Annotated in this window: 25 protein-coding genes; 19 read left to right on the top strand and 6 right to left on the bottom strand. The window is 32.7% G+C overall.

Annotated elements, in window-relative coordinates; translation table 11 throughout:
- Positions 1-68: 68 nt before the first annotated feature.
- A complete protein-coding gene (gene menD / locus QLQ94_RS17365; protein WP_482497954.1) occupies positions 69-1,730 on the bottom strand; it encodes a 2-succinyl-5-enolpyruvyl-6-hydroxy-3-cyclohexene-1-carboxylic-acid synthase in 1,662 nt (553 codons plus the stop codon).
- A 173-nt stretch (positions 1,731-1,903) separates the two neighbouring features.
- Here menD and QLQ94_RS17370 point away from each other — a divergent pair, with 173 nt between their 5' ends.
- Both QLQ94_RS17370 and QLQ94_RS17375 read left to right on the top strand, forming a co-directional pair.
- Positions 1,904-3,082 carry a thioredoxin family protein gene (locus QLQ94_RS17370; RefSeq protein ID WP_482497956.1) on the top strand — a complete coding sequence of 393 codons (1,179 nt, stop codon included), beginning with the start codon at positions 1,904-1,906 and terminating at the stop codon, positions 3,080-3,082.
- A 140-nt stretch (positions 3,083-3,222) separates the two neighbouring features.
- Positions 3,223-3,720, top strand: coding sequence for a GNAT family N-acetyltransferase (locus QLQ94_RS17375; RefSeq protein WP_271334747.1), 498 nt, complete (start codon positions 3,223-3,225; stop codon positions 3,718-3,720).
- Positions 3,721-4,162: 442 nt separating this feature from the next.
- Here the strand turns inward: QLQ94_RS17375 and QLQ94_RS17380 are convergent, their stop codons facing one another.
- A complete protein-coding gene (locus QLQ94_RS17380) occupies positions 4,163-4,750 on the bottom strand; it encodes a glutathione peroxidase (protein ID WP_271334746.1) in 588 nt (195 codons plus the stop codon).
- Positions 4,751-5,112: 362 nt separating this feature from the next.
- Positions 5,113-5,247: a hypothetical protein gene (locus tag QLQ94_RS17385; protein WP_271334745.1), complete on the bottom strand. Its 135-nt coding sequence runs from the start codon at positions 5,245-5,247 to the stop codon at positions 5,113-5,115.
- Positions 5,248-5,601: 354 nt separating this feature from the next.
- Here QLQ94_RS17385 and QLQ94_RS17390 point away from each other — a divergent pair, with 354 nt between their 5' ends.
- The 8 genes from QLQ94_RS17390 (at position 5,602) to arsB (ending at position 10,781) form a co-directional block, all read left to right on the top strand.
- Positions 5,602-6,132 carry an RNA polymerase sigma factor gene (locus QLQ94_RS17390; protein WP_068840691.1) on the top strand — a complete coding sequence of 177 codons (531 nt, stop codon included), beginning with the start codon at positions 5,602-5,604 and terminating at the stop codon, positions 6,130-6,132.
- Positions 6,132-6,920 carry an anti-sigma factor gene (locus QLQ94_RS17395; protein ID WP_271334744.1) on the top strand — a complete coding sequence of 263 codons (789 nt, stop codon included), beginning with the start codon at positions 6,132-6,134 and terminating at the stop codon, positions 6,918-6,920. Before QLQ94_RS17390 ends, QLQ94_RS17395 begins: the two co-directional genes overlap by 1 nt.
- A gap of 107 nt (positions 6,921-7,027) precedes the next feature.
- Entirely contained in the window at positions 7,028-7,414 is a 387-nt protein-coding gene (locus tag QLQ94_RS17400; RefSeq protein WP_482497960.1) for a DoxX family protein, read from the top strand.
- Positions 7,415-7,427: 13 nt separating this feature from the next.
- Complete coding sequence (locus QLQ94_RS17405) at positions 7,428-8,159, top strand: DUF3667 domain-containing protein (RefSeq protein WP_482497962.1); 732 nt, start codon at positions 7,428-7,430, stop codon at positions 8,157-8,159.
- An 86-nt stretch (positions 8,160-8,245) separates the two neighbouring features.
- Positions 8,246-8,578, top strand: a complete 333-nt coding sequence (locus QLQ94_RS17410; RefSeq protein ID WP_271334741.1) for an ArsR/SmtB family transcription factor — start codon at positions 8,246-8,248, stop codon at positions 8,576-8,578.
- Positions 8,579-8,596: 18 nt separating this feature from the next.
- Positions 8,597-9,070: a DUF6428 family protein gene (locus QLQ94_RS17415; RefSeq protein WP_271334740.1), complete on the top strand. Its 474-nt coding sequence runs from the start codon at positions 8,597-8,599 to the stop codon at positions 9,068-9,070.
- A gap of 18 nt (positions 9,071-9,088) precedes the next feature.
- A complete protein-coding gene (locus QLQ94_RS17420) occupies positions 9,089-9,718 on the top strand; it encodes a low molecular weight phosphatase family protein (protein ID WP_271334739.1) in 630 nt (209 codons plus the stop codon).
- A 1-nt stretch (position 9,719) separates the two neighbouring features.
- Entirely contained in the window at positions 9,720-10,781 is a 1,062-nt protein-coding gene (gene arsB / locus QLQ94_RS17425) for an ACR3 family arsenite efflux transporter (protein ID WP_271334738.1), read from the top strand.
- A 908-nt stretch (positions 10,782-11,689) separates the two neighbouring features.
- On the opposite strand, the gene QLQ94_RS17430 is transcribed toward arsB, so the two are convergent.
- The 3 genes from QLQ94_RS17430 to QLQ94_RS17440 all read right to left on the bottom strand — a co-directional run bounded on the left by QLQ94_RS17430 (position 11,690) and on the right by QLQ94_RS17440 (position 15,702).
- The gene (locus QLQ94_RS17430) at positions 11,690-11,980 is read right to left on the bottom strand and encodes a hypothetical protein (RefSeq protein WP_482497965.1); all 291 of its coding nucleotides are present in this window, start codon (positions 11,978-11,980) and stop codon (positions 11,690-11,692) included.
- Positions 11,981-12,080: 100 nt separating this feature from the next.
- Complete coding sequence (locus QLQ94_RS17435) at positions 12,081-12,344, bottom strand: hypothetical protein (protein WP_482497966.1); 264 nt, start codon at positions 12,342-12,344, stop codon at positions 12,081-12,083.
- A 145-nt stretch (positions 12,345-12,489) separates the two neighbouring features.
- Complete coding sequence (locus tag QLQ94_RS17440; protein ID WP_271334736.1) at positions 12,490-15,702, bottom strand: cytochrome c biogenesis protein CcsA; 3,213 nt, start codon at positions 15,700-15,702, stop codon at positions 12,490-12,492.
- Positions 15,703-16,085: 383 nt separating this feature from the next.
- On the opposite strand from QLQ94_RS17440, the gene QLQ94_RS17445 reads away from it, so the two are divergent.
- From QLQ94_RS17445 to QLQ94_RS17485, 9 genes are all read left to right on the top strand, one after another.
- The gene (locus tag QLQ94_RS17445; protein ID WP_271334735.1) at positions 16,086-16,847 is read left to right on the top strand and encodes a Rossmann-like and DUF2520 domain-containing protein; all 762 of its coding nucleotides are present in this window, start codon (positions 16,086-16,088) and stop codon (positions 16,845-16,847) included.
- Positions 16,831-17,358 (top strand): KdsC family phosphatase, encoded by a 528-nt coding sequence (locus QLQ94_RS17450; RefSeq protein ID WP_271334734.1) that lies wholly within the window; start codon positions 16,831-16,833, stop codon positions 17,356-17,358. The genes QLQ94_RS17445 and QLQ94_RS17450 overlap by 17 nt, the downstream gene beginning before the upstream one ends.
- A 176-nt stretch (positions 17,359-17,534) precedes the next feature.
- Positions 17,535-18,461 (top strand): geranylgeranylglycerol-phosphate geranylgeranyltransferase, encoded by a 927-nt coding sequence (locus tag QLQ94_RS17455; RefSeq protein ID WP_271334733.1) that lies wholly within the window; start codon positions 17,535-17,537, stop codon positions 18,459-18,461.
- Entirely contained in the window at positions 18,454-19,038 is a 585-nt protein-coding gene (locus tag QLQ94_RS17460) for a Maf-like protein (protein WP_271334732.1), read from the top strand. The genes QLQ94_RS17455 and QLQ94_RS17460 overlap by 8 nt, the downstream gene beginning before the upstream one ends.
- A gap of 11 nt (positions 19,039-19,049) precedes the next feature.
- Complete coding sequence (locus tag QLQ94_RS17465) at positions 19,050-19,580, top strand: mechanosensitive ion channel domain-containing protein (protein ID WP_271334731.1); 531 nt, start codon at positions 19,050-19,052, stop codon at positions 19,578-19,580.
- 109 nt (positions 19,581-19,689) lie between these two features.
- The gene (locus QLQ94_RS17470) at positions 19,690-20,790 is read left to right on the top strand and encodes an AI-2E family transporter (RefSeq protein WP_427401275.1); all 1,101 of its coding nucleotides are present in this window, start codon (positions 19,690-19,692) and stop codon (positions 20,788-20,790) included.
- A gap of 83 nt (positions 20,791-20,873) precedes the next feature.
- Positions 20,874-22,697: a BamA/TamA family outer membrane protein gene (locus QLQ94_RS17475; protein WP_271334729.1), complete on the top strand. Its 1,824-nt coding sequence runs from the start codon at positions 20,874-20,876 to the stop codon at positions 22,695-22,697.
- A gap of 192 nt (positions 22,698-22,889) precedes the next feature.
- A complete protein-coding gene (locus QLQ94_RS17480) occupies positions 22,890-23,411 on the top strand; it encodes a hypothetical protein (protein ID WP_271334728.1) in 522 nt (173 codons plus the stop codon).
- 178 nt (positions 23,412-23,589) lie between these two features.
- On the top strand, positions 23,590-26,121 hold the full coding sequence (locus tag QLQ94_RS17485) for a PIG-L family deacetylase (RefSeq protein WP_427401273.1): 2,532 nt from the start codon (positions 23,590-23,592) through the stop codon (positions 26,119-26,121).
- Positions 26,122-26,161 lie beyond the last annotated feature (40 nt).

Here is a 26,161-nt window from a genome sequence, read left to right on the forward strand (position 1 = left end):
CGTCTTTTCAGACAACCTCTTTATTATAGAAATATACTCTGATATTTTCTGTATTGTAATATAAAATCTTACGTTAGCTCTTTAAAATATTGTTTTAGAACAACATCATTTTCAAAAGTTGGTGTAAAAATTTCTAAGATACACGGTTTATCATTCGCTTCGTATAACGCTTCGATATTCCTGGTTAGAGAATCTTCATTAGTTGCCGAAAAATAATTCATCTGATACATCTTAGCCAAATGTTCAGCTGTTAAGTTATGAGAAGTTTCGAAAAAAGTATTAAAAACGGGCTTCTCTTCATGTCCCGGAAGAATTCTAAAAATGCCTCCTCCTCCATTATTAATTAAAATAATTTTGAAATTTTCAGGAATATAAGAATTCCACAAGGCATTGCTGTCGTAGAGAAAACCAATATCTCCGGTAATAAATACAGTTTGTTTTCCACTTCCAACGGCTGAGCCAATTGCGGTCGATGTACTTCCGTCAATACCACTTGTTCCTCTGTTGCAAAAAACTTCTATAGACGGATCGATATCTATTAATTGAGCGTAACGAATTGCAGAACTATTGCTAATTTGCAATTGACTTTGTGTTGGCAAACTCTCAATTACTTTTTCGAAAACTTTGAAGTCTGAAAACTGAATTTTACTAAGATATTCGTTTCTTCGAATTTTTCTTAACTCATAAATTTTATCTGTTTCGGCAAAATAAGTACTTTCTGTAAAAGCGGTTTTAGCAAGCAATTCTTTGAAAAAATCATTGGGCTGCATCACAAAATGCTGCGTTAAAGCACTAAAAGTGTCATATGCACGCAAAGTATCAATATGCCAATGTTCTTTTGGTTTGTATTTTCGTAAAAATGCCTTGATTCGTTTAGAAACGATCATTCCGCCAAAAGTAATTAAAATTTCCGGCTGAAAAGCCTTAAAATCAGCATCATCAAATGGAGTAATTAAAGTATCTATACTATTAATAAAACCTGGATGATGCAAATTTGATGTTGTTTCTGTCAATACAACAATTGACGGATCATGGGCTAAGTTATCTATTGTTTCCTGATCAATACTATTTGCTTCATCAACGCCAACAAGAACAAGCTTTCTTTTTGCAGAATTCCAAAGTGAAGTAAAATCTTTTAAATTTTCGATAATTTTTGTACCTATAATTTCCTCAGAATGTGTGATTTTTGATTGTACAGAAAGTGTATCAACCATTTCGTATAATGGTTCTTCGAATGGAGCATTAATATGAACCGGACCTTTTTGAAGAATAGCGGTTTCGATTGCTTTATTGATTTTTAAATCATTTTCAACAGAAGCATCTTCGGTCAAATTAGCATTGAAAACAGAATGGTTCTGAAAAACATTCTCCTGACGAATCGTTTGCCCGTCGCCAATATCAATCTTGCTTTGAGGACGATCTGCAGAAATCACGATTAATGGTATCTGACTGTAAAATGCTTCGGCTACAGCAGGATAATAGTTCAACAATGCAGATCCTGACGTACAAACAATTGCAGTTGGCAATTTGGTTTGTTGTGCAATTCCCAGTGCAAAAAAAGCTGCACAGCGCTCGTCAGCGATGCTGTAACATTTAAAATCAGGATTTTGAGCAAATCCTATCGTTAAAGGTGCGTTTCTTGATCCCGGAGAAATTATAATATTGGTGATTCCTTTTGCTGAACAAATTTCGATAATGCTTTGAGCAAGCGCTATTTTGGGGTAAATCATTATTATGTCGTATTACTATTGTAAAGAAATCTAAAAGTCAAAGATTTCTTTTTGATATTACAAAGTTACAAACTTCGCGGTGGATTTAACTTATAAATAGGAAGATATTAAGGCTGTTTTTAGAAAAAGGGGATATATTTGTAAAACAGATTTTTTAATAAAATAAACTCGATATGCGTTTCTTCTACCTATTTTTTCTTTGTCTTTCTTTGCAAATCGCAAACTCTCAAAATCAGTTTGTTCCAGTTGATGTACCGTATAAAACAGCGATAGAAAATGCAAAAATTCAGGGAAAACCTCTTTTTGTAATGCTTTATGCTGATTGGTGCCCACATTGTAACCAAATGAAAAAAGAAGTATTTAGTGATCCTGCAGTAATGGATTTTTTAAATAAAAATTACGTTTGCGTTTGGAAAAATGTAGAAAAAGAAGAAGGAATTGCGCTTAAAGATAAGTACAATACTAAATCATTGCCTACATTTTTATTTATAGATCCAAAAACTGAAACGCTTTTATATGCTTTAAAAGGAGAATCTAAAAAAGCAGATTTTCTGACCGAAGCTAATTATGCTTTGAATTCAAGAATGCAATTGCCTTATTTAGAAAAAGAATTTCTTGCAGATCCAGGTAATTCAAACAAATTTTTCGCCTATTTAAATACATTAAAAAAAGGAAAAGACCGTACTGATTTGTCTATTCCAACTCATATTTACCTAAATACGCAATCAGATGCTCAGTTGGTTAGCGAATTGAACTGGCGCGTGATTGCAAACGGAGTCACGGATATTAAATCAAGAGAATTTCAATATGTTTTGAATCACCAAAAGGATTTTGCGGCGGTAGCTTCTCAAAATCGTATTGATCGCAAAATCGAAAGTATCGTTAATGAGTCGCTTCGTCCTTATGTTGATAATTTAGATACGATAAACTATTATAAACAAAGAGAAATAGTAAAATCTATTCGCTTGCAAAAAACAGATTCTCTCGTTTTTAAGTTTGATTTAACTTTAGCAGAAAGAACTGAAAAATGGGATTTTTATAAAAAAGTGACGCTGGAAAATACAGAAAAGTTAGTTTGGAATGATGCCAGTTTCCTTAAGGATATCGGACAAACGTATTTGAAACATATTTCAGATGCTGAAGCATTGAAAAAGGCAATTTCGTGGGTAAAACACTCTATAGAGTTAAACGATTCTTATGATGGGAATTTACTTTTGGCAAGACTTTACAATAAGATAAAAGATAAAAAATCAGCTTTAAAGTATGCCAAAGATGCTAAGGTTATTGGTGCCGAAATGGGCTGGGGCACTAAAGATGCAGATGATTTATTAGCAGAACTCAATAAGAAATAGGATTGAATTTCAATAATTATCCCAAAGCGTACTGTGCCAAGTAAAATTTAAAAAAAACAACAATTAAAATAGCCATGAATACACGAATTAATTTTGCTAACTAATTTGTGTATTCGCAGCAAAAAACTATCAAAAAAACCATGAACGTAATACTTAGACCGGCAACAACTAACGACTTAGAAAAAATCTTAGAAATTGTAAATCATTCAATTTTACATACAACTGCAAATTATAATTATGACATTCAAACTCTTGATATACAAACAAAATGGTTTGAAGATAAAACAGCTAAAAATCTTCCCGTTGTCGTTGCTGAGTTAGATAAAGAAGTGGTTGGTTTTGGGAGTTATGGTCAATTTCGTGAAAAAATTGGTTATCAATACACAATCGAACATTCCGTTTATGTAGTTGATAATATCATAGGAAAAGGTATTGGGTCGAAACTATTGACGGAATTGATTCGTCTGGCAAAAGAACAAGGTTATCACGTAATGATTGGCGCTATCGACGCTGATAATGCAGGCAGTATCGCTTTTCACGAAAGATTTGGTTTTGTTGCAACAGGAACTATTCGTGAGGTTGGTTATAAATTTGATCACTGGCTTGACTTAGTCTTCATGCAATTGATATTGAGATAGTAGGATGGCACGCGGATGATACGGATTCGCTTATACGAAAATACTGATGGACGCGGGTTTTATTCTCATTTTTAATACAAGAAACTCTATCTCCAAAAACGCTAATCTTTATCGATCAGCTAGTATGATTTACTGCGTCTGTTCGCTATCACGCAGGTCTCCTTCGTAGAAATGACAAGATTATGATAAAATCTATATAAATACATTATTGTAAATGCGCAATGGAGTTCGCAAAACTAAGTTAATACAAAGCTTTGTGAACTTTACAATTTTATAAAAGCCCAGAGTAAAAAAACTTAGCGTTCTTTGCGGTAAATTTTTTCCTCTCCACAGGTTTTCATATTGATTCATCTTAAATATGCTAAAAAATTAGCATAACTAAAAAAAATCCACAAACTTGAAAATTCAAATTTGTGGATTTTTTGGTTGAGATAGTTATTAATTAACTTTTTATCCAATTGATTACTTCAGGTTCTGTAACTAAAGTTCTTGGTTTAATTACTTTAACCAATTCGCCCTTTTCGTTGATTAGGTATTTCTGAAAGTTCCATTCAACTTCAGAATCCTGTAAACCATTTTTAGATTTTTGCGTCAGGAATTTATATACTTCGCACATATCATCTCCTTTTACAGAAACTTTATCCATCATTGGGAATGTTACACCGTAATTTTGCTGGCAGAATGTTTCGATTTCTTTGTTTGTTCCCGGTTCTTGCGAGGCAAAATTATTAGCAGGAAAACCTACAATTACAAAACCTTTGTCCTTGTATTCTTTGTAAATTGCTTCAAGATCTTTGTATTGAGGTGTTAAACCGCATTTTGAAGCTGTGTTTACAATCATTACTTTTTTACCTTTTAAAGAAGCGAAATCGAATGTATCTCCTGATAAATCCTGAACCTTAAATTGGTAGATGTTTTCTTTTGCCATGACCTTATCTGTTTTAGATACTTTATTTTTACTCGTTTGAGCCTGAAGTTGCGAGCTTAACAATAAGACTGCCCCAAAAGCTATTAATGCTATTTTTTTCATCGTTTAATTTTTTATAAAATTAGTTAAAATCCGTTTTCTTTAAATACTTTGATTGCTTTATTTTTATTAAACAAAAGTTAAATAAAAAATTGAAGCCTAGCGTTAATCAGACGCTAGGCTTCCCCCCATACAAACAAATCAAACCATGAATTAATTGTTGTTTTTTATTTTATTCTGTTAGTTAAAATTATAGTTGATGTCTCTCTGTTTATACTGAAAATTATTTTTAGAATCATATAACCTTAATATATATCTTATCTAATCTTTTTTATTGGCGTTTATTATTATGAGTGTAAATTGGGCATTTAATATTCTATTCATTTTCAGTTTGGAAGTCCGGAGACACCAACTATTTTTTTATTTTAACCTACCTGATTAAAATTTGAATATTTATTTTTTACAATATTATTTTTGAAATCATTACCAGTAAAGCTTGTTAATGCAAGAACGGTCGTTAAACCAACAACCAATATTTTTAAATTATTTATCTTAGTCATGACGCTGAAATTTTATTTATTGAGATTTGTTTTACTTTTTTATTATCTGATTGATAATAAATTTTATGCTCTCTCATCATGATAAACACCTCCATATTTTAAAATTTGAGGTTGTTTTCTTTCCTTCTGCTATTTTTCAAAATTATTATGTGATGTTATAATAGCATTTACGTAACTGGACTACTTTTGGTTTTCAAAAAATGAAAAAAAAGCAATATTTATTTTAAATGCTTTATTTTCCTAGGTTTAAGCCTGTTAAAAAAATTCTATTTTTCAAGAAAAAATAAATTATCTTTATCTCAGGTTACACATTATATACTTGAAAATTTTGTTTAAGCTTAAAAATCCACATCTATGAGTCAGGAAGAATTATTAGTTTTAATTTACAAGAAAGACGAAAGAGCTTTTACCCATTTGTACGATATGTACTCAAAAAGTTTGTTTTCGGTCATCAATGTTCTTATAAAAAACCGTGAAGAGGCAGAAGATGTTTTGCAGGAAGTTTTTGTCAAAATCTGGAAAAACATTGATTCTTATAACGAGAGTAAAGGTCGATTTTATACCTGGATCCTTAATATTGCCCGAAATACGTCTATCGATAAATTAAGATCTAAAAATTTTAATAACAGTCAAAAAAACCTTTCTTCAGATAATTTCGTAAATCTGTTAGACGACAGTAATAAACTTACTAATAGAATTGATACAATTGGAATTCAGGAATTTGTAAAAAAATTGAAACCAAAATGTATTGAGATTATTGATTTATTATTTTTTAAAGGATATACCCAACAAGAAGCTTCAGAAGAATTGGCAATGCCATTGGGAACTATCAAAACGCAAAACAGAAACTGTATTAACGATTTACGTAATTATTTAAAAATATAATGGAAGCACAAGAATATATAGAATCAGGAATTCTGGAATTATATGTTTACGGTTTATTGACCGAAACTGAAAATCTGGAAATAGCCGAAGTAGCTAAAAAGAATGTTGAAGTTGATCAGGAAATTATTTCGATAGAAAAAGCGATTGTCGCTTTATCGTCAAGTTTTTCGCCTTTTCATTCGGTAGCTAATTTCGAAAAGATAAAAGCTCGTTTAGAACTCAAACATGGCAAGGTTGTCGATATGAAACCAGCATCAAACTGGTCTCAATATGTGGGTTGGGCTGCGGCTGTATTGTTGCTTTTAGGCCTTGGATATCAGACATTAGAGCTTACAAAAACAAAAGAAGTGATCAGTGCTGTTGGTACGGAGAAAAATAAAATCGAGAGAGAATATGCTTTCTTAGACCAGCAAAATAAGGAAACGGAAAAAAACTTAACAATTGTTAGAGACATTAAAAATACTGGCGTAACACTTGGTGGTCAGGCAGTTTCTCCTAATTCATTTGCAAAAGTATATTGGAACAAGGAGACGAAAACCACTTATATTGATGCGGCGGGTTTACCAACACCTCCAAAAGGAATGGTATATCAGGTTTGGTCTTTAAAATTAAGTCCTGTTCTTACGCCAACAAGTATTGGTTTACTGGATAATTTTGAAGGAAATAATCAAAAAATATTTGCAGTAAGCCAAACAGATTCAGCAGAAGCTTTTGGGATTACTCTTGAACCTGCAGGAGGAAGTTTAACTCCTACAATGACACAATTGTACACATTAGGAAAAGTTTAAAACTAAATTTAGCATAAATATCTGAGCGCATATTAATTTATTTTAATATGCGCTTTTTTATTATTTTTAATACACATAACTACCACTAAACCAAAACCAGTTAAATCATGAACGGAACTTTGATTTTACGACTTGCAGTTGCTATTATTCTTCTCTCCCACTCTGTTTTGGGGATATTTAATAACGGAATTAATGATTTTGGGAATTTATATCTCAATCAGATTGGTTTTGCTCCTTTTGGTGTTCTTATCGCCTGGCTAATTAAATTGTCGCATATTATAGCTGCAATACTTTTAGTTTTGAATAAATATATTAAGCTTGCCGGATTTGTAACTATTTTTGTACTGATAATGGGAATTATACTCGTTCATTTTCAAGAAGGATGGTTTGTTGTTGGCGGCGGAAGAAACGGTATGGAATATAATTTTTTACTCATTATTGTTTTACTTGCGATTATGTATCCTCAAGGATTTGCAAAAAGCACAATCAAATAAAATATAACTGAGAATGGAGATCATCTGTAAAAATTGCCATCAAACTTACAAAGGGCATTATTGTAATAATTGTGGTCAGCCTGCAGAAACGCATAAAATAAATGGGCATTTTTTATGGCATGATATACAGCATGGCTTATTGTATTTTGACAAAGGGATTCTTTATTCTTTAAAGCAATTATTTACAAGGCCCGGAAATTCTGTAAGGGAATTTATCGAAGGAAAAAGAGTGAATCACTTTAAACCTTTGTCTCTGGTAGTGATTTTAGCCACTCTTTACGGTGTTCTGTATCACTACTTTAATATTAATTTATTATCAAATACAGCAAATAATGATTTTAATTATAATAAATTCAACGAATGGATGTCTACGCATTTTTCATGGATAACAATTGCTATAATTCCTTTGTTTACCATAGGAACTTATATTTGTTTTAGAAAGCAAGGCTATAATTTTGTCGAACTTTTTGTTCTGAATACTTTTAAGGCTTCTCAAAAGCTTTTTTCACATCTCTTATTATTTCCGTTGCTGATCTATTATAATGGAACACCTGAAATTCAAAAGGCTACAAGTTTTATTTATGCAATTGATATTGTCCTGACAATGTGGACTAATATTCAATTTTTTAATAAAATATCAAAAATCAAAGCATTCTTTTTATCGGTATTAAGTCACATCATTTTTTTAATTTGTTTTTTAATAATCATGGCTATTATACTGATAGTGACCGGTAGACTTTTTTAAAATATTCTTAAATAACAAAATTATAACATTTTTTTTCTTTTTTTACTTCAATCTATATCGTAATATTGCAATATAAAAATAAAACGATGGGGGCTACAAAATCAGATCACTTTACAGAGAAACAAAACGAGTTGGCTATTTTGACCAAAGCATTGGGGCATCCGGCAAGAATTGCCATTATAGAATATTTGCTTAAGGTAAATACCTGTATTTGCGGCGATATCGTAAACGAATTACCGCTTTCGCAGCCAACAGTTTCTCAGCATTTAAAAGAATTAAAGAATGCAGGACTCATAAAAGGAAATATTGAAGGAAATGCGATATGTTACTGCATTAACGAAGTTGGCTTTGAAAAAATCAAAGTTTTCTTTACGCAAATAGACCTTCATTTAGAAAAAAGAAAAAACGAATGTTGTTAACCATTAAAATAAATTATTATGAAACTTTCAGAAATTAAAAACATACTTACTACTGTTGAAGCAGTAAATTTTCAATTACCGGATGGAAACTTTGTTCCGGAATATTTTCACGTAACCGAAGTAGGTTTGGTGACCAAAAACTTTATCGATTGTGGCGGAGTTGTACGTAAAGAAACTGTAGTGAACTTTCAGCTTTGGGATGCAAACGATTACGAACATCGTTTAAAACCTAAAAAATTAGTACATATTATAGAACTGTCTGAAAAAGTTTTGGGAATTGAAGATTTTGAAATAGAAGTCGAATATCAGAATAATACCATTGGCAAATATGATCTGGGTTTTAACGGAAAGGATTTTCTGTTATTAAATAAAACTACAGCTTGTCTGGCTATGGATCAATGCGGAATTCCGTCTGAAAAACCAAAACTTAAACTGACTCAATTAAATACGGATGATGCTAATTCCTGCACACCTGGAGGAAGTTGTTGTTAAATTTTAAAAGATTATAAAATGCAGGATCAGAACCCTTTATTTCCAAAAATTCAATCTTTAGTTTTGTCTTTTGATTTTACAGTAATTTCTAAAGATCGTAAAGATACATTGCAGCCACTTGTTGAGTTTGTTCAGTCGAAATTTGACTATCAACAAGAAATCAGGTTGAATTTAATTTGTACACATAATTCGAGAAGAAGCCACTTAGCACAAGTTTGGGCGCAAACCGCGGCTCATTATTACGGAATTGGAAATATTTTTTGCTATTCTGGCGGAACCGAAGCTACTGCGTTATTTCCTAAAGTTACTGAAACATTAGAAAAATCAGGTTTTAAAATTAAGGTGCTTTCTGAAGGAAATAATCCTGTTTACATGATAAAGTTCTCTGAAAATGAAATTCCGGTTATAGTTTTTTCCAAAACTTATGATGATGATTTTAATCCTCAAAATAGATTTGCCGCTATCATGACCTGTTCTCAGGCTGATGGCGGCTGTCCTTTTATAACTGGGGCAGAAAAAAGAATTGCGATTACTTATGAAGATCCAAAAGATTTTGATAATACTATTGAACAAACCGAAAAATATCAGGAACGCAGTTTGCAAATTGCCACTGAAATGTTTTATGTTTTCTCTCAAATAAAAAAATAATATGACTGTTAATCATTGCTATCCTGTAGCGGAAAGAAAAAAATTAAGTTTTCTTGATCGTTTTCTAACGCTTTGGATTTTTATCGCCATGGCTATTGGTGTTTCGATTGGTTACTTTTTTCCATCAAGCGGAAATTTCATTAATTCGTTTTCCAACGGTACAACTAATATTCCGTTGGCTATTGGACTAATTTTGATGATGTATCCTCCATTAGCAAAAGTGAAGTACGAAAAAATGGGAGAAGTTTTTAAAAATACGAAAGTATTGGGTGCTTCTTTATTTTTAAACTGGATTATTGGACCAATTTTAATGTTTGCTTTAGCGCTCTTATTTTTAAAAGATTATCCTGAATATATGATCGGGTTAATCTTGATTGGCTTAGCGCGTTGTATTGCAATGGTTGTAGTCTGGAATGATTTAGCAGATGGAAACCGGGAATATGCTGCCGGCTTAATTGCTTTAAACAGTATTTTTCAGGTTTTACTTTATAGTGTTTACGCTTATATATTTATCACTGTCCTGCCACCCTATTTTGGATATACAGGTTTCAATGTTACTATTAGCATTTTTCAGATCGCAGAAAGTGTTGGAATTTATTTAGGGATTCCGTTTGCACTTGGAATTATAAGCCGTTACGGATTAATAAAACTTAAAGGTGAAAATTGGTTTCAAAATAAATACATTCCATTTATTTCTCCTGTTACTTTAATTGCATTATTATTTACTATTGTTCTCATGTTTAGTTTAAAAGGAGAATTAATTGTTGAGATTCCGATGGACGTGATTCGGATTGCAATTCCATTAATGCTCTATTTTGGATTAATGTTTGTGATTAGCTTTTTTACCGGAAAGTATTTTGGTGCTGATTATTCTAAAAGTACTGCAATTGCTTTTACGGCTACCGGAAATAATTTTGAATTGGCAATTGCCGTTGCTATTGGTGTTTTTGGTATTAATAGTGGTCAGGCATTCGCAGGTGTTATTGGTCCTTTAGTCGAAGTTCCTGCTTTGATAGCTTTGGTAAATGTTGCTTATTGGTTTAGGAAGAGATATTTTTTGTAAGAGATTCTAAGGCTCTGAGAGTTTAAGTTGCTAAGTTTTTTTTTAGATTTTGGTTCTTTCGTATTCAACTATTGCCCAATGTCATTAGGTTAGGCTTTTTAGTAAATAAAATTAATCGCACAAAGGCGCAAAGTTTAAACACAATCTTTCATTCGGCCGATAGAGCCGAGCGATAGTGAACAGACGCAGTAAATCACACTCGTAACTCTATAAAGATTGGCGAATATCTGAAAGCAAATACTAGTGCGATCTCTCCTTGGTCGAGATGACAAACTTTGCTATTACTTCTCTGTCTTTTTACTAATTCCTTAACTTAATGACATTGAACTATAGTCCGAGGTTTCAAAAGGATGCGGATTATGATAATGTAATTTATTATTATGTGTTATTCATATAATACCTTCAAACGGTTAAAACCGTTTGCTATGTTCAAAAGATGGCATTTTTATTTTTAATCAGTATTAGCTACTGGCTTTATTTTACAGGTTTTGTTTTATTTCTTTACTTTTAATATGGTATTATAAAAACGAATATCCTAGCCCTGATAGTAGTGGAAATCCTTTTGCTTTTTTCTTTAAAAAGCAAAAGATTGGAACGAATAGCAGGAAATAGCTCCTAATGTGAAAGTTTCAAATTTCTATTGATAAAAACGACAAAGGTTCAACTTGACAGCTGAACCTTTTATTATTATTAACCCGTTGGGTGTAATTAAAAAAACATATATTTCGACGCGGATTTGACGGATTCGTTATCACGAAGACACGGATTTAAACGGATCTTTTTTAAATTCTATATAAAAATCTGCGAAAATCTGCGTTTTGCAAAGCAAATCTGTTTTATCCGCGTTCTAATTTATACGGTTTGTATTTTTAACTTAATTGCACCCAACGGGTTATTATTATTATTATTTAATCCAGGTCAGAAAAACCAAATTCTTCTTCCATTTCCAATAAATCTGATTTTGTTGGAATAGAAACAAACAAAGGATAATCTTCAGATAAATTTCCCTGATTGTCAGTATAGTACCATATTAATTTTCTGTTATTCTCATAGATAATCCAATTATTATGGTCCACGACTTTTTGCCAGTCTTTTGTTTTTATTTCTTCCAAAAATTCTAATAATTCATCCTGATCCATATCATAGATCGCTCCTGAAAATTCATATCCTCCTTCTGCACATTGGCCGTATAAGATCATTTCTATGAAATGAGAAAGTAAAATTTCCTCAGAGTGCCATTTAGCATCTTCTGCATTTTGAATTTGAAAAACTAAAGGATTCCCGTCCGGGCTTTCTAAACTAATCCCCCAATAACATACCCCTTGATTTTCTTCTAAAAAAGACTAATTTTTCATCTTCAAAAAATAAATCTTCAGGTTGAATAAAACGTTGAAATGAAGACATGAAAATATCCAGTTTTCCCACAGCCAGATAAAACTCTTTTAAGGCAACTGGAATTTTTTGCCCTAATTTAATTTCTGTTTTATGGATTGTGTCGCTATCAAAACCATCTTTATTGGTTAGTGAGCGTCCTAATAATTTTTCTGCGATATCTTTTATCATAACTTTAATGACTTTTAAATCATAGGATCAAAAATAACAAATCCTAAATGTTTTCTTATTTTATAAGAGGCAAATTTTAATCTAAAAAAAAGGTTCAACCGTTAAGTTGAACCTTTTTTACGAATTAATAAAACTCCTTATTTACTTATTTTTTCTTTTTATAATACTTGCGGTATTTTGGATAGGTCAGGATTCCAATAAGCGAAATAGTTCCTAATGAATACCAGGTCCAGCTCAATGAATGTGCGTCTCCACTTGCATATGAGTGTAATCCTACCAAGTGAAAGTTTACTCCGTAATAGGTAAACAAAATTGAAACAAAAGCGTACATACTCATTAAATTAAAGAACCATTGTCCTCTTAACGAAGGAACAAAACGAGCGTGAATTACAAAGGCATACACCATAATCGAAATTAAAGCCCATGTTTCTTTTGGATCCCATCCCCAGTAACGTCCCCAACTTTCGTTGGCCCATTGTCCTCCAAGAAAGTTACCAATAGACAACATGATCAGACCAATCGTCAAGGCCATCTCGTTGATGTACGTAATTTCTTTGATATTCAAATCCATTTTGGCTTTGTTTTTCTCGTTGGTAAAGAAGATCAGTATCAACGATACAAAACCTAAAATCATTCCCAATGCAAATGGTCCGTAACTTGCTACAATTACTGCTACGTGAATCATTAACCAATAAGAGTTCAAAACCGGCTGCAGGTTTGCGATTTCAGGATCGATCCAGTTTGCGTTTGCTGCCATGAAGATCATAGAAGTAACAAATGCTGCTGATGCAACGGTAAGTTTTGATTTTCTGTCGAAAGCTAACCCAAAGAACATCGTTGCCCATGCTACATACACAATTGCTTCGTAAGCATTACTCCAAGGTGCGTGACCTGAAATGTACCAGCGGGCTATTAATGCGACTGTATGAAATGCAAATATTATCCCGATTAATACATGAAAACCGTTTACTGTTATGCGTAAAAACTTTTTATCGAAGAAAACATTAAACAAGGTAAAAATCAACATAAAAATTCCGGCAAGAGAATACCAATAGAACATCTTTGGTAAAATGTTATACGTATTATAAGCAATCTCAAGATCGATTTTTTTATCGCTTGGACGTACTTTACTTCCAAATTTCTTCTGAAAACCATTAATACTTTCTACCAAATGATCAGCAGTTTTAAAATCTCTTGAAATAGATCCGTTGTTCAAAGCACTAAAATACATTGGTAAAATCTGCTTGACATAAGTAGAATCCATTCCTTTTAATCCTGCATTTTGCAGTTCTAAATAAGAAATCCATTTATTGTTTGGATCGTTTGGAATCGGGAAAATTTTAAGAATACTTCCGCTTAATGCAGATTCCATTAAATTTACTTTTTTATCAGTTTCGATAAAATCTTTTTCAAAACTGTTTGGATTCCCTGCTTTGTAAGCCGCGTCTAAATAAGGAGATAATTTGTAATTTCCGTTTTCATCAAAGAATTTTACAAATGGTACCAGTTTTGCTTTTCTGTCTACGCCAATGATTTTACGAATACTATCATCTTTTGTATTTAAATAAATAAGCGGAACCTGGATCCAAACCTGAGCGTATTGCGTCATCGACAAGAAAACCTGATCAGAATTCATTCCGTTATACGTATCGCTCTGGCTTACTTTTCTCAACAATTCAGATGAGAAAGTGTTAATAGGTTTCATTCTACCACCGGCATCCTGAATAATCAGGCGGCCAAATTTAGCGGCATGTTCTACCGGAGCTTTGTAAATCGTCAACAGTGAATCTATTTGTTTCTGGCTTGGCGCTGCAGTTACATGATTGGCATGATCGTTAGGATCTGCAGGCGCATGATTATGATTGTGATCATGATCATCACCTGGTGTGTGAACGTGTGGCGCCTGAGCAAAACCACTAAAACTTAGCATTAAAATCAGGATCGTAATTAGTTTCTTCTTTTTTACATTCTCTAATTTGCGTTTTAGATCAGCAAAACGTGAATGTTTGGTAAACATAATCGCCATCAAACCAAAGTATAACATAAAATATCCTAAATAAGTAATAGAAGTTCCCCAGAAATCGTGATTTACAGACAATACTGTTCCTTTTTCGTCCGGATCAAATGAAGATTGAAAAAATCTGTATCCTTTATAATCTAAAACGTGGTTCATATAAATGTCAGCATCAAAAGTTTCGGTTGAATCCTGAACAGTTACTTTACTTTCAAAAGCGGAATAGCTTTTCTCTGTTCCTGGATATTTTGTTGCAATAAAATCATTTAATTTTATTTTAAAAGGCAGGATATATGTTTTACTTCCGTAGAACAAGCTATACTCTACTTTACCAATTTTTACAGTTTGTGGCTCCCCTACACTACCTTTAGAACCTAAAAGTCTTACTTCTTTTTCCTGACCGTCCGCTTTAATTTTTACAATTAAGGCATCGTGATGCGTTTTTGCTTTAAAGTCATTGTTCGATTCATAATCTACAACTCCTCTTACTGCAGGATCCGGGAAAACAATTCTAATATCTCCAATACTATATAAAGAACGCATCATAAGTGGCTGTACATTGTCTTTGGTAACAGCACCTTTTAATTTATCAGCCATTCTCATAAACTCTCCTTCAAAAGGAGTCTGAATAGTATATTTATCACCAGTGGTATTAATGTTGATTGCGCCATCAGTTGGTTTATTCAAAGCAAATAATACATTATGAATATTCTGAACTTCTCCTTCTTTCAGGAAATGCTCTTCACGTCCGCCAGCACCCGCTTCAACAAGTTTAAGGTATAAAGTCCCTTTTGGGTCCGGTTTTATCGTTTCTTTTGCTCCCATAATATAATTAACATAACTCACTTCAAAAGGAGTTTCGTCAAATTTACCTGAAAGTGTAAAATTGTTATTTGTTACAGGTGAAAACAATAACGCTTTATCAAAAGATCTGCGTTTCATTTCGCCTTTATATTCTCCGTCTGCAAAAACAGTTAAGAATGTTTTGTCTGAGTACACTTGGTTTTCGGCAGCACCTTCACGAATTGGCATCATGCCTTCGTAGCTGATGTAACGCGTAATAAATGCTCCTAAAAGAATAAAAATAAAGGCAAGATGCAGTATAAGCGTTGCCCATTTTTCTTTTTTATGCAATTGGTAGCGTTTGATGTTTCCGAAGAAATTGATCATAAAAAACACCATTATCGCTTCAAACCACCAGGTATTATAAATTAAAATTCGGGCTGTATCTGTATTGTACTTACTTTCGATAAAAGTACCAACACCCATTGCGATTGCAAATGTTAAAAAAAGAACAGACATTAATCGTGTAGAAAACAAAAAAGAGAATATTTTTTTATCCATTTTTGAGGAATTACATTGTATAAAAGTGGCACAAAAGTACTTAAAAATGTTGAGTTCCAATATTTGAACTTTGTTAATAAAAACTAAAAAACAAATCGGCATTACAGTTAAATTCGCAAAAATGTACGCTTAATTTTACAAACCAATATTGAGTGATATTTATTAGAGACTTTGTTATTAGATGAAGATTTATAAGTTCTTTATAATAGAACGCTGTTTCATCACGTTATGAAATCAAAGCTTAATTACTATCTGGCTCTGTAACAGTGTTTGCATATCGTTAACAAAATAATATCGGGTCAAAATACATTTAATCTGCGCAAACTGTGGCTAAACTTTACTATGACTATTCTCTTTAAAAAAAATAATGCTAATTTTGCGCTATGATTCGAATAACGTTAATTGGTTCCGGGAATGTTGCCCAACATTTGATAAAAACTTTCACTAAAAGTGAACTTGTTGAAATTGTACAGGTATTTTCGAGAAAGAAGGAAACACTGGCTTCCCTGATAGAATTCGATAAAATTGTAAACGATTTTGAAGATCTAAAAGAGGCTGATTTATACATTATTGCTGTTTCTGATAAAGCTATTGCAGACGTTTCGAAACAATTACCTTTTCAAAACCGAATTGTCGTCCATACTTCGGGTGCGGCTTCGCTTGATGTTTTGGATTCAAAAAACAGGAAAGGTGTTTTTTATCCACTTCAGACATTTTCTAAAAGTAAAGAAATTGATTTCTCAACAGTTCCGCTTTGTTTAGAGGCTGAAAACACTTTTGATTTTCGCGTTTTAGAAACTGTTGCAAAAAGTATTTCGAATGCTGTTTTTGCAATTAATTCAGATCAGAGAAAAGCGTTGCACGTTGCGGCGGTTTTTGTCAATAATTTCACGAATCATTTATATCAAATAGGACAGGAAATTTGTGAAGAACATCAGGTTCCGTTTGAAGTTTTGAAACCTTTAATTAAGGAAACTGCAGAGAAAATAAATACACTCGATCCCGTTGATGCTCAAACAGGACCTGCAAAACGTCATGATTCTAATACAATAGAAGCGCATTTGGAGTATTTAACCAAAGAAAATCAAAAAAATATTTATAAAATACTAACACAATCTATACAAGATAATGGCAAAACATTTTAAAGAGATAATGAACGACATCACAACTTTTGTTTTTGATGTTGATGGCGTACTTACAGACAGTTCGGTTTTTGTAACCAACGAAGGAGAAATGCTTCGTACCATGAATATTCGTGATGGTTATGCGATGAAAGCAGCTGTTGAAAGTGGTTTTAACGTATGTATTATTTCCGGAGGAAGCAATGAAGGTGTGCGTGTTAGATTAAAAAACTTAGGAATTACAGACATTCATTTAGGAACTCCTGACAAAGTAAAAACCTTTAAGGAATACACTGATTTATATAACATTAAACCTGAGCAGGTTTTGTATATGGGCGACGATATTCCTGATTTTCATGTAATGAAATTAGTAGGATTGCCAACTTGTCCGCAAGATGCAAGTCCTGAAATCAAGAACATTTGCCGTTATGTATCTCACGTAAAAGGTGGCAGAGGTGCCGCGCGTGACGTAATTGAACAAGTCATGAAAGTACAAGGAAAATGGATGGAATATTTTAACGGGCAGCACGATTAAGTTAATATTGTTTCGGGTTTCAGGTTTGAAATTACACAAACTGTTTGTGGATCAGTAAAACCTTAAGCGAAGAAAACCTAAAAAAAACTTTGTAACTCTGCCTCTTTTAACCTTTTTTATCTTTTAAAAAAAAACTTAGTCCATTACCAACTTAGCCACCCAGAACCTCAAAAAAAATGAAATTCCTAAAACTCATTCGATATAGAAACTTAATACTGCTTGCTTTTATGCAGGCATTATTTCGTTATGCATTTTTAAAAGAGCAAAATATACCTCTTGCTTTAAACGACTGGCAATTCGGATTATTGATTTTGAGTACGGTTTTACTGGCGGCAGCGGGTTATGTTATTAATAGTATTTATTGTGTTGCAGCTGATACGATCAATAAACCCGAAGATGTAGTAATTAACAAAGGTATTTCTGAAACGGCAGCTTATAATATTTACATAGGACTTAATATTACTGGTGTTGCCATTGGTTTTATTTTATCGAACATTATCATGAAGCCCAGCTTCGCTTCTCTTTTTATTCTAATTGCTTCTCTTCTTTATTTTTATGCTACTACCCTAAAGCAAATCATGATTTTAGGTAATTTTGTAGTGGCATTATTGCTTGCATTGAGTATTCTTATCATTGGTGTTTTTGATATTTTTCCGGTAATTAATCATGAAAATCAGGCACAAATGGCAAGTTTATTTTCCATCTTAACTGATTATGCGATATTTGCTTTTCTGATTAATTTTCTTCGCGAAATTATTAAAGATATAGAAGATGTAAATGGCGATTATAATCAAGGAATGAATACGTTGCCAATTGCAATAGGAATTAGCAGAACATCAAAAATTGCTATTGGTCTTGCTGTTATTCCGTTTCTTTTATGTTTGCTTTATATCAATAAATATTTCGTTCAGAACAAGCTTAATATTGCTACATTTTATGCCTTTGCTTTTGTTTTGGCACCACTTTTATATTTTATTGTAAAAATATTTTCAGCAAAATCTAAAAACGATTTTCATCATTTGAGTACCATCCTCAAACTGATTTTGTTTTTCGGAATCTTAACTATTTTAATTGTCCCCCTAAACATCAAGTACAATGCTTAAAGAAAAACTAAAACAATATACCTTAATTCTTGCTTCAGGATCACCTCGCAGACAGCAGTTTTTTAAAGACCTTGATCTTGATTTCGAAATTAGATTAAAAGAAATAGAAGAAATATATCCGCCGGAACTGGAAGCGGTTGAAATAACGGATTATTTAGCAGCGCTAAAAGCCAGTGCTTTTGATGGGGAATTAAAAGAAAATGAAATTTTAATAACCAGCGATACAATTGTCTGGCATCAAAACAAGGCTTTAGGTAAACCAAAAAGTCCCGAAGAAGCTTTTGAAATGATCAAATCTATGTCTGGTGCCACACATGAAGTTTTTACTTCAGTATGCTTTAGAACAAGCTTTACTTCGACTGTTATCAATGACGTTACTAAAGTTACTTTTAATGATTTATCAGACGAATCTATTTTATATTACATAGAAAACTACAAACCTTATGATAAAGCCGGTGCTTATGGTATTCAAGAATGGTTTGGTTTTATGGCAGTTGCAAAAGTCGAAGGCTCTTATACAAATGTTATGGGCTTGCCAACAGCTAAAGTTTACGAATATTTGAGTACTTTAGTTTAAAAAAAATATTTATGTTTTCCTTAAAAGAATATAGTCACGAAATATTAACTACGATAGTGCTACTTTTTGCTTTAGCGGCATTAAGAGTCATTATCGCAAAATTAATTCGTCGTTACGCCAGTACAAGCCAATTATTAGAGCATCGAACAAATCTCGTTATCAAGTATATTCATATCCTGATGAACATATTGGTAACGATTAGCCTGATTGTAATTTGGGGAGTCGAAACAAAAGATATCTTTATAACAGTTTCTTCTATTGCAACCGTAATTGGAGTCGCAATGTTTGCACAATGGTCGATTTTAAGCAATATTACTTCAGGAATGATTTTGTTTTTTTCTTTTCCTTTTAGAATTGGTGATACTATTAAAATTCATGATAAGGACTTTCCTATCGAAGCAGAAATTGAGGATATCAGTGCTTTTCACGTTAATCTAAAGACAAAAGAAGGAGAAAAAATCATTTTTCCAAACAACCTGCTGCTTCAAAAAGGTATTTCGATAATGCCAGCGCATTACGAGGACAAAGAGTTTTATGATTAAATTATAATGGGAATTTTATAAACTAATACTAAAAAGCTAAAACGATATTTTTTAAATAAAATATAATATTTGTTTTACCAATTACTAGTTTATTAAATCACCCAACAAAATGATTCATTCCATAAAATTACCATTTTATGCTAAACTTGCCTTAGTTTTAGTTAGCTTAATCAGTTTCGCTTTTATTTTTTGTATCGGAAAAGATATTATTACCCCCGTGCTAATGGCATTTTTATTTGCTGTATTATTAGTACCGATTTTTACTTTTTTGCATACCAGATTAAAATTTCCAAGACATCTTGCAGCTGCTTGCTGTATCTTGATTTTTGCCCTTTTTATTATTGGCATATTAGTTTTTATATCCTATCAGGTAAGCGATATTGCAAACGATTTTGAAACAATAAAGAAAAATGCCAATTCTTTTATAACAGACATCCATAATTTTATAAAAGATAAATTTCATGTCAGCATCGGGGAACAGAAAAAATATCTTGATACCGTAACCAAAGATTCCGTACAGAACGGAAAAGCCACAATTGGCTCTGCAATATTATCTATCAGCGATCTGCTTTTAGATTGCACTATTATCCCAATTTATACTTTCTTATTCCTTTTATATAAAGATCATTTTATATTATTTCTGGCTAAACTGATTAATAAAGAAGATCATTCTGCTTTAAAAGATATTTTATCTCAGATAAAAGTTTCAATCAACAATTATATTCTAAGTTTAATTTTTGAAATGATCGTAGTTTCCATTTTAACCGGTTTAGGACTTTGGATTATTGGCGTAAAATACTTTGTTTTATTAGGGTTGATTACCGGAATCCTGAATATGATTCCGTACATTGGTATTTTAATTGCAGGAATCATTACAGTCATGGCTTCTCTTACAGGAACTCCGGAAACATCTATTATCCTGGGTATTCTAATTGTAAATATTATTGTTCAGTTTATAGATAATAATATCCTTGTACCATTAATTATAAATTCTAAAGTAGAAATTAATGCTTTTGTTTCTATTATGGGAATTATCGTTGGAGGAGCGGCTGCCGGAATTTCGGGAATGTTTTTAGCCATTCCGCTTTTAGCCATTCTAAAAATTATATTTGACAGAATTGAATCTTTAGAGCCTTGGGGGTATCTTATGGGTAATCATATGCCTAAAAGATTTACATGGAGAATCCGAAAACTAAAAGCTGAAAACTAAATAGTGGTTAAATATTAAAAATAATCCGACAAATTTCTTATATTCATATCAAAATCAACTTTTAAGCCATCATCAATTATCTAATGTCTGTAAACAAAAAAATAGTAGTTTTCATTTTATTATGCTTCTGCTTACCAAATGCCTATGCCCAGACAGATAAGGTAAGAGATGCTCATGATAAAAAAGACAGTATTCAAGTATATAACAAGATTAAGAATTATTCTAAAAAAAATAAATTCACACAAACTCTGCATAAATTATTTTTTCGCGGAAGCAAAACCAGAAAAAAAGAAATCCTGGTACAAAATGACACTACAGATTTTAGCGGAAAAATTATTCGTAATATCAATATTGTAACCCTGGACCCCTTTGGACATTCTGTTAATGACACCACTCAAATGCCGAGAAACTGGGGAGAAAGAACAGGAAACAGGTTACACTTAAAAACAAAAAAGATTGCAATACTTAATTTGTTATTGTTTAAAAGAAATGCTGTTTACGACACATATAAAGTACAGGAATCTGAACGTTTAATTCGTTCTCAGAAATATGTAACAGCAGTGAGAATAACCAATAAAGTTGTTGGTGTAGCCTCAGATTCTGTCGACGTGACCATTCGGGTTTTAGATTCATGGAGTACTATTCCTAAATTTTCAATTTCCAGTAATCAGGTTTCTCTGGGGGTAAAAGAAAAAGACTTCTTTGGTTCAGGCCAGCAACTAGAATATCAATTTACGAATAGGTTTGATGATGGACGAAATGCTAATGAAGTTACCTATACTATACCTAATATCAAGAATACTTATATTGCAACTACTTTATTTTATAAAATGGATCTCGACAATAATTATACTAAAAGTATAAACGTCGAACGCCTTTTTTACTCTCCTTTAACCAAATGGGCTGGTGGTGTATATGTAGGTCAGAATTTTAGGAGAGATACTTTGCAGGCGCCGGATATGTCTTATGCGTATCAGCCTTTCAAAAACAACTTTCAGGATTTATGGGCAGGACATGCTTCAAAAGTATTTGAAGATGAAAGCGGTATAACAAATTTAGTAGCAAGCGCACGTTTTCTGAATATAAATTATAGTGAATCTCCATCTGATCTCTACGACCCTACGCGATTCTACTCTGACGAGAAATTTATCTTGTCCGGAATTGGACTTAACAGGCGTAAATTTATCAAAGACAGCTACATTTTTAGAAACGGACAAACTGAAGATGTACCTATTGGACGCATTTACGGAATTACATTAGGATATCAATATAAAAATACGTTTTGGCGGCCTTATGTTGGTGCACAATTCTCTTTTGGAAATTACTATCGATTAGGTTTTTTGAGTATGAATTTTGAAGCCGGAACATTTTTCCATCAGGGTAAAACTTATCAGACGGCATTTTCGATGGAAACCAATTATTTTACAAAACTTTACAGCATAGGAACATGGAAACTAAGACAGTTCGTGAACCCACAAGTTGTTATTGGTATAAATCGTGAAGATATTATTGGTGATCAACTGAATATAAATAATCAGAATGGTTTGGCAGGTTTTAATAGTGCTGTTTACGGTACCAATAAAATGCTTTTATCACTACAAACACAAACATACTCACCTCATGCCCTTTGGGGATTTCGTATGAATCCGTTTTTTAATTATGCAGTAGCAGTATTAGGAGCTCCAAAGAATGCGATGGGAAGAAACAAAGCATATCAAAAAGTGACTTTAGGCTTATTGATCAGTAATGACTATTTAGTATTCAGTTCATTTCAACTTTCAATTTCATATTATCCCACAATCCCTTATCAGGGAGACAATGTATTTAAAACAAATACTTTTGAAACTACTGATTTTGGTTTACAAAGTTTTGAGTTGGCAAAACCAAGAACTGTCGAATATAAATAATAAAAAAATACGATTCTTAACCAAATCTTAAGACGACAGAATCTTTTAAAAATCAAAACTTTACAATACAACCAGCAATATTCAATCGTTAAAATGCATACTTTCTCCGACGAAATACACTGAGTTTTCATTTTTTGGCACAGTATATGAATATTCATAAACAGAATAACATTAATATTAAAACTAAACAAAATGAAAACAATAAAAATAGCAATTGCGGGATTATTCCTTTTGGTTGCAAGTACCACACAAGCTCAGGTATCAATAAATGTTAACATAGGATCACCGCCTGCCTGGGGACCTGCAGGATATGCTCAAATGGAATATTATTACTTGCCGGATATCGAAGCTTATTATGATGTTAGAGCTTCTCAGTTTATTTATTTTGGAGGAGGAAGATGGGTAAGAGCGAGTCGCCTGCCAAGACAATACAGTAATTATGATTTGTACGGAGGTTATAAAGTAGTTCTTAACGATTACCACGGAAGAACACCATATACATACTTCGATCGTCACAAAGTAAGATATTATAAAGGATATCACGGAGCTCCTCAAAGACCCTACAGACCAAGAGAAGTTTATGGTTACAACGATCGTCGTAATGATCACAGAGATTATAAGCATTATGATAACAAACACTACGACAAACACGACAAACACGATAAACACGACAGACGTGATGATGATCACAGACATGGTTCAGGAAGAAGATAATCAATATCTAAATAAATTTTCGACACAAAAAGAGTATCAAATAAATTGATGCTCTTTTTTTTTGAATCAAATTTTCTTAAAAAAGAAAATCAATAACCAAACATTAACATTTCATTTAAATACGGTTCAAAGATATAATTAGTATTTTTGAAGCAGTTTCAAAACACTAAAAGACATTATGCGAAAAATCCAGATACGAATTCTTCTTGTTTTTTTAACAGGGATTTCCCTTTCTTTTGCACAACAACCACAAAAATTAAACTCTGTAGAAATTTATAATCAAATAAAAAAATTGAACTTTTTAGGTTCCGTTTTGTATTTGGCAGCACATCCGGACGACGAAAACACCCGTTTAATTTCTTATATTGCAAATGAGATGAATGCGCGAACAGGATACTTATCCTTAACTCGTGGCGATGGAGGTCAGAATTTAATTGGTCCGCAATTGCGTGAATTATTAGGAGTTATAAGAACTCAGGAGCTAATCGAAGCCCGAAAAATCGATGGTGGCGAACAGTTTTTTTCACGTGCCAATGATTTTGGTTATTCAAAAAACCCTGATGAAACTTTAGAAATCTGGGATAAAGATAAAGTACTTGCTGACGTGGTATGGACTATTAGAAAATTTCAGCCAGATGTAATCATAAATCGATTCGATCACCGCTCACCCGGAACAACACATGGACATCATACATCATCAGCGATGTTAAGTGTTGAAAGTTTCAAGCTTACAAATGACCCAAAAATATATCCTGAACAACTAAAACATGTAAAACCGTGGCAGGTAAAACGATTGTTTTTTAATCCTTCGTGGTGGTTTTACGGAAGTCAGGAAAAATTTGATGCCGCCAATAAATCAAAATTCACTAAACTGGAAACCGGTGTATATTATACAGGAATTGGAAAATCGAATCAGGAAATTGCGGCGTTAAGCCGAAGCAGACACCAATCACAAGGTTTTGGAAGCACAGGTGTTCGTGGCGAAGAAACTGAATATCTGGAACTTATAAACGGTGACAATTCTAAAGAACGTGATAATATATTCGAGGGAATTGATACTTCATGGAATCGTGTTAAAAACGGAAAACCAGTTGGCGATTTGATCACTGCTATTATTGCAAAATATGATTTTAGCAATCCATCAGCAAGCGTTCCGGATTTAGTTAAAGCCTACACTATGATCGAAGCACTAGAAGATGATCATTGGAAAACTATAAAATCAGCGGCAATAAAAAATATAATTGCATCGTGCTCAGGATTGTATTTAGAAGCAGTTGCCAGTGAGCAGGAAGCAACGCCGGGAAGTGCGATAAGATTAAGCCTCGAAGCGATTAACAGATCTTCTGTAGAAATGCAATTGATGAGCGTTACTTCATTACCGGATAATAAAAGTACGATTCAGAATATTCAATTAAAAAATAACGACGATCAGAAAATAAACTTACAAATTCAGCTTCCAGACAATATTGAATACACACAACCTTACTGGCTTAAAGAAAAGGCAAGTGTTGGAATGTACACGGTTTCTAATCAGGAAAACATAGGTATTCCGGACATTATCAGACAGGTAAAAGTCGTTTTTAATATTAAAATAAATAGTATTGAAATTCCGTTTGAACGCACTGTTGTATATAAATATAATGATGGCGTAAAAGGCGAAATGTATAACTTTCTGGATATTGTTCCCGAAGTTACGACTTCGATACTGGAAAAAGTGCTGATTTTTGGAAGTACCGCCAGTAAAATGATCCCTGTAAAAGTACGAGCAGGAAAAGATGGCATCAAGGGAAACTTACAATTAGAATTGCCTAAAAGCTGGAATATTTCTCCAAAAGAAATCCCTTTTACTTTAGATAAAAAAGGAAACGAGCAAATCTTTTATTTTGAAGTTACCCCGCCCGTAAATCCGGAAGAAGCAATTGCTAAAAGTGTTGCAATTGTTGATAATAAACGTTTTGATAAAGATCAGACTATTATTGATTATAGTCATATTACCAAACAAATGGTTTTAAAACCGGCTGAATCAAAATGCATTCGAATTGACTTAAAAACAAACGGCGATGCGATAGCTTATATTATGGGAGCCGGTGATGAAGTACCTGAAAGTTTAGCTCAAATGGGATATAAAGTGAGCATAATAAAACCGGAAGAAATCACACCGGAAAAACTGGATTCATTTAATGTTGTAATCACCGGAGTTCGTGCTTATAATACCGTAAATGCTTTAGCTAACAAACAAAATATCCTTTTCAATTTTGTAAAAAGCGGTAAAAATATGATCGTACAGTACAATACTTATGGAAAAACTGTAACAGATCAGATTGCGCCATATCCTTTAAAAATATCAAATGACCGTGTGACTGAGGAAAATGCCAAAGTAACTTTTCTGGCGCCCAATCATCCTGTATTAAATACGCCAAATAAAATCAGTTCTAAAGATTTTGAAGGCTGGACACAAGAGCAGGGTTTATATTATCCTAATCAATACGATCCCGCCTTTACTCCTATTTTATCGTCTCACGACAAAGGCGAATCGCCTAAAGATGGCGCCTTATTGGTGGCACCGTACGGAAAAGGATATTATATTTACACAGGATTAAGCTTTTTTAGAGAATTACCTGAAGGTGTGGCCGGTGCATATCGATTATTATCGAATATGATTTCGTTAAAACAGCCAGTAGAAGCTCCAAAACAAGAATTAAAGCAATAAAACATTCAAAAATGGAAGCTAAAAAAACAAAAAAATGGAA

The sequence above is a fragment of the Flavobacterium sp. B114r genome, from assembly GCF_056824125.1.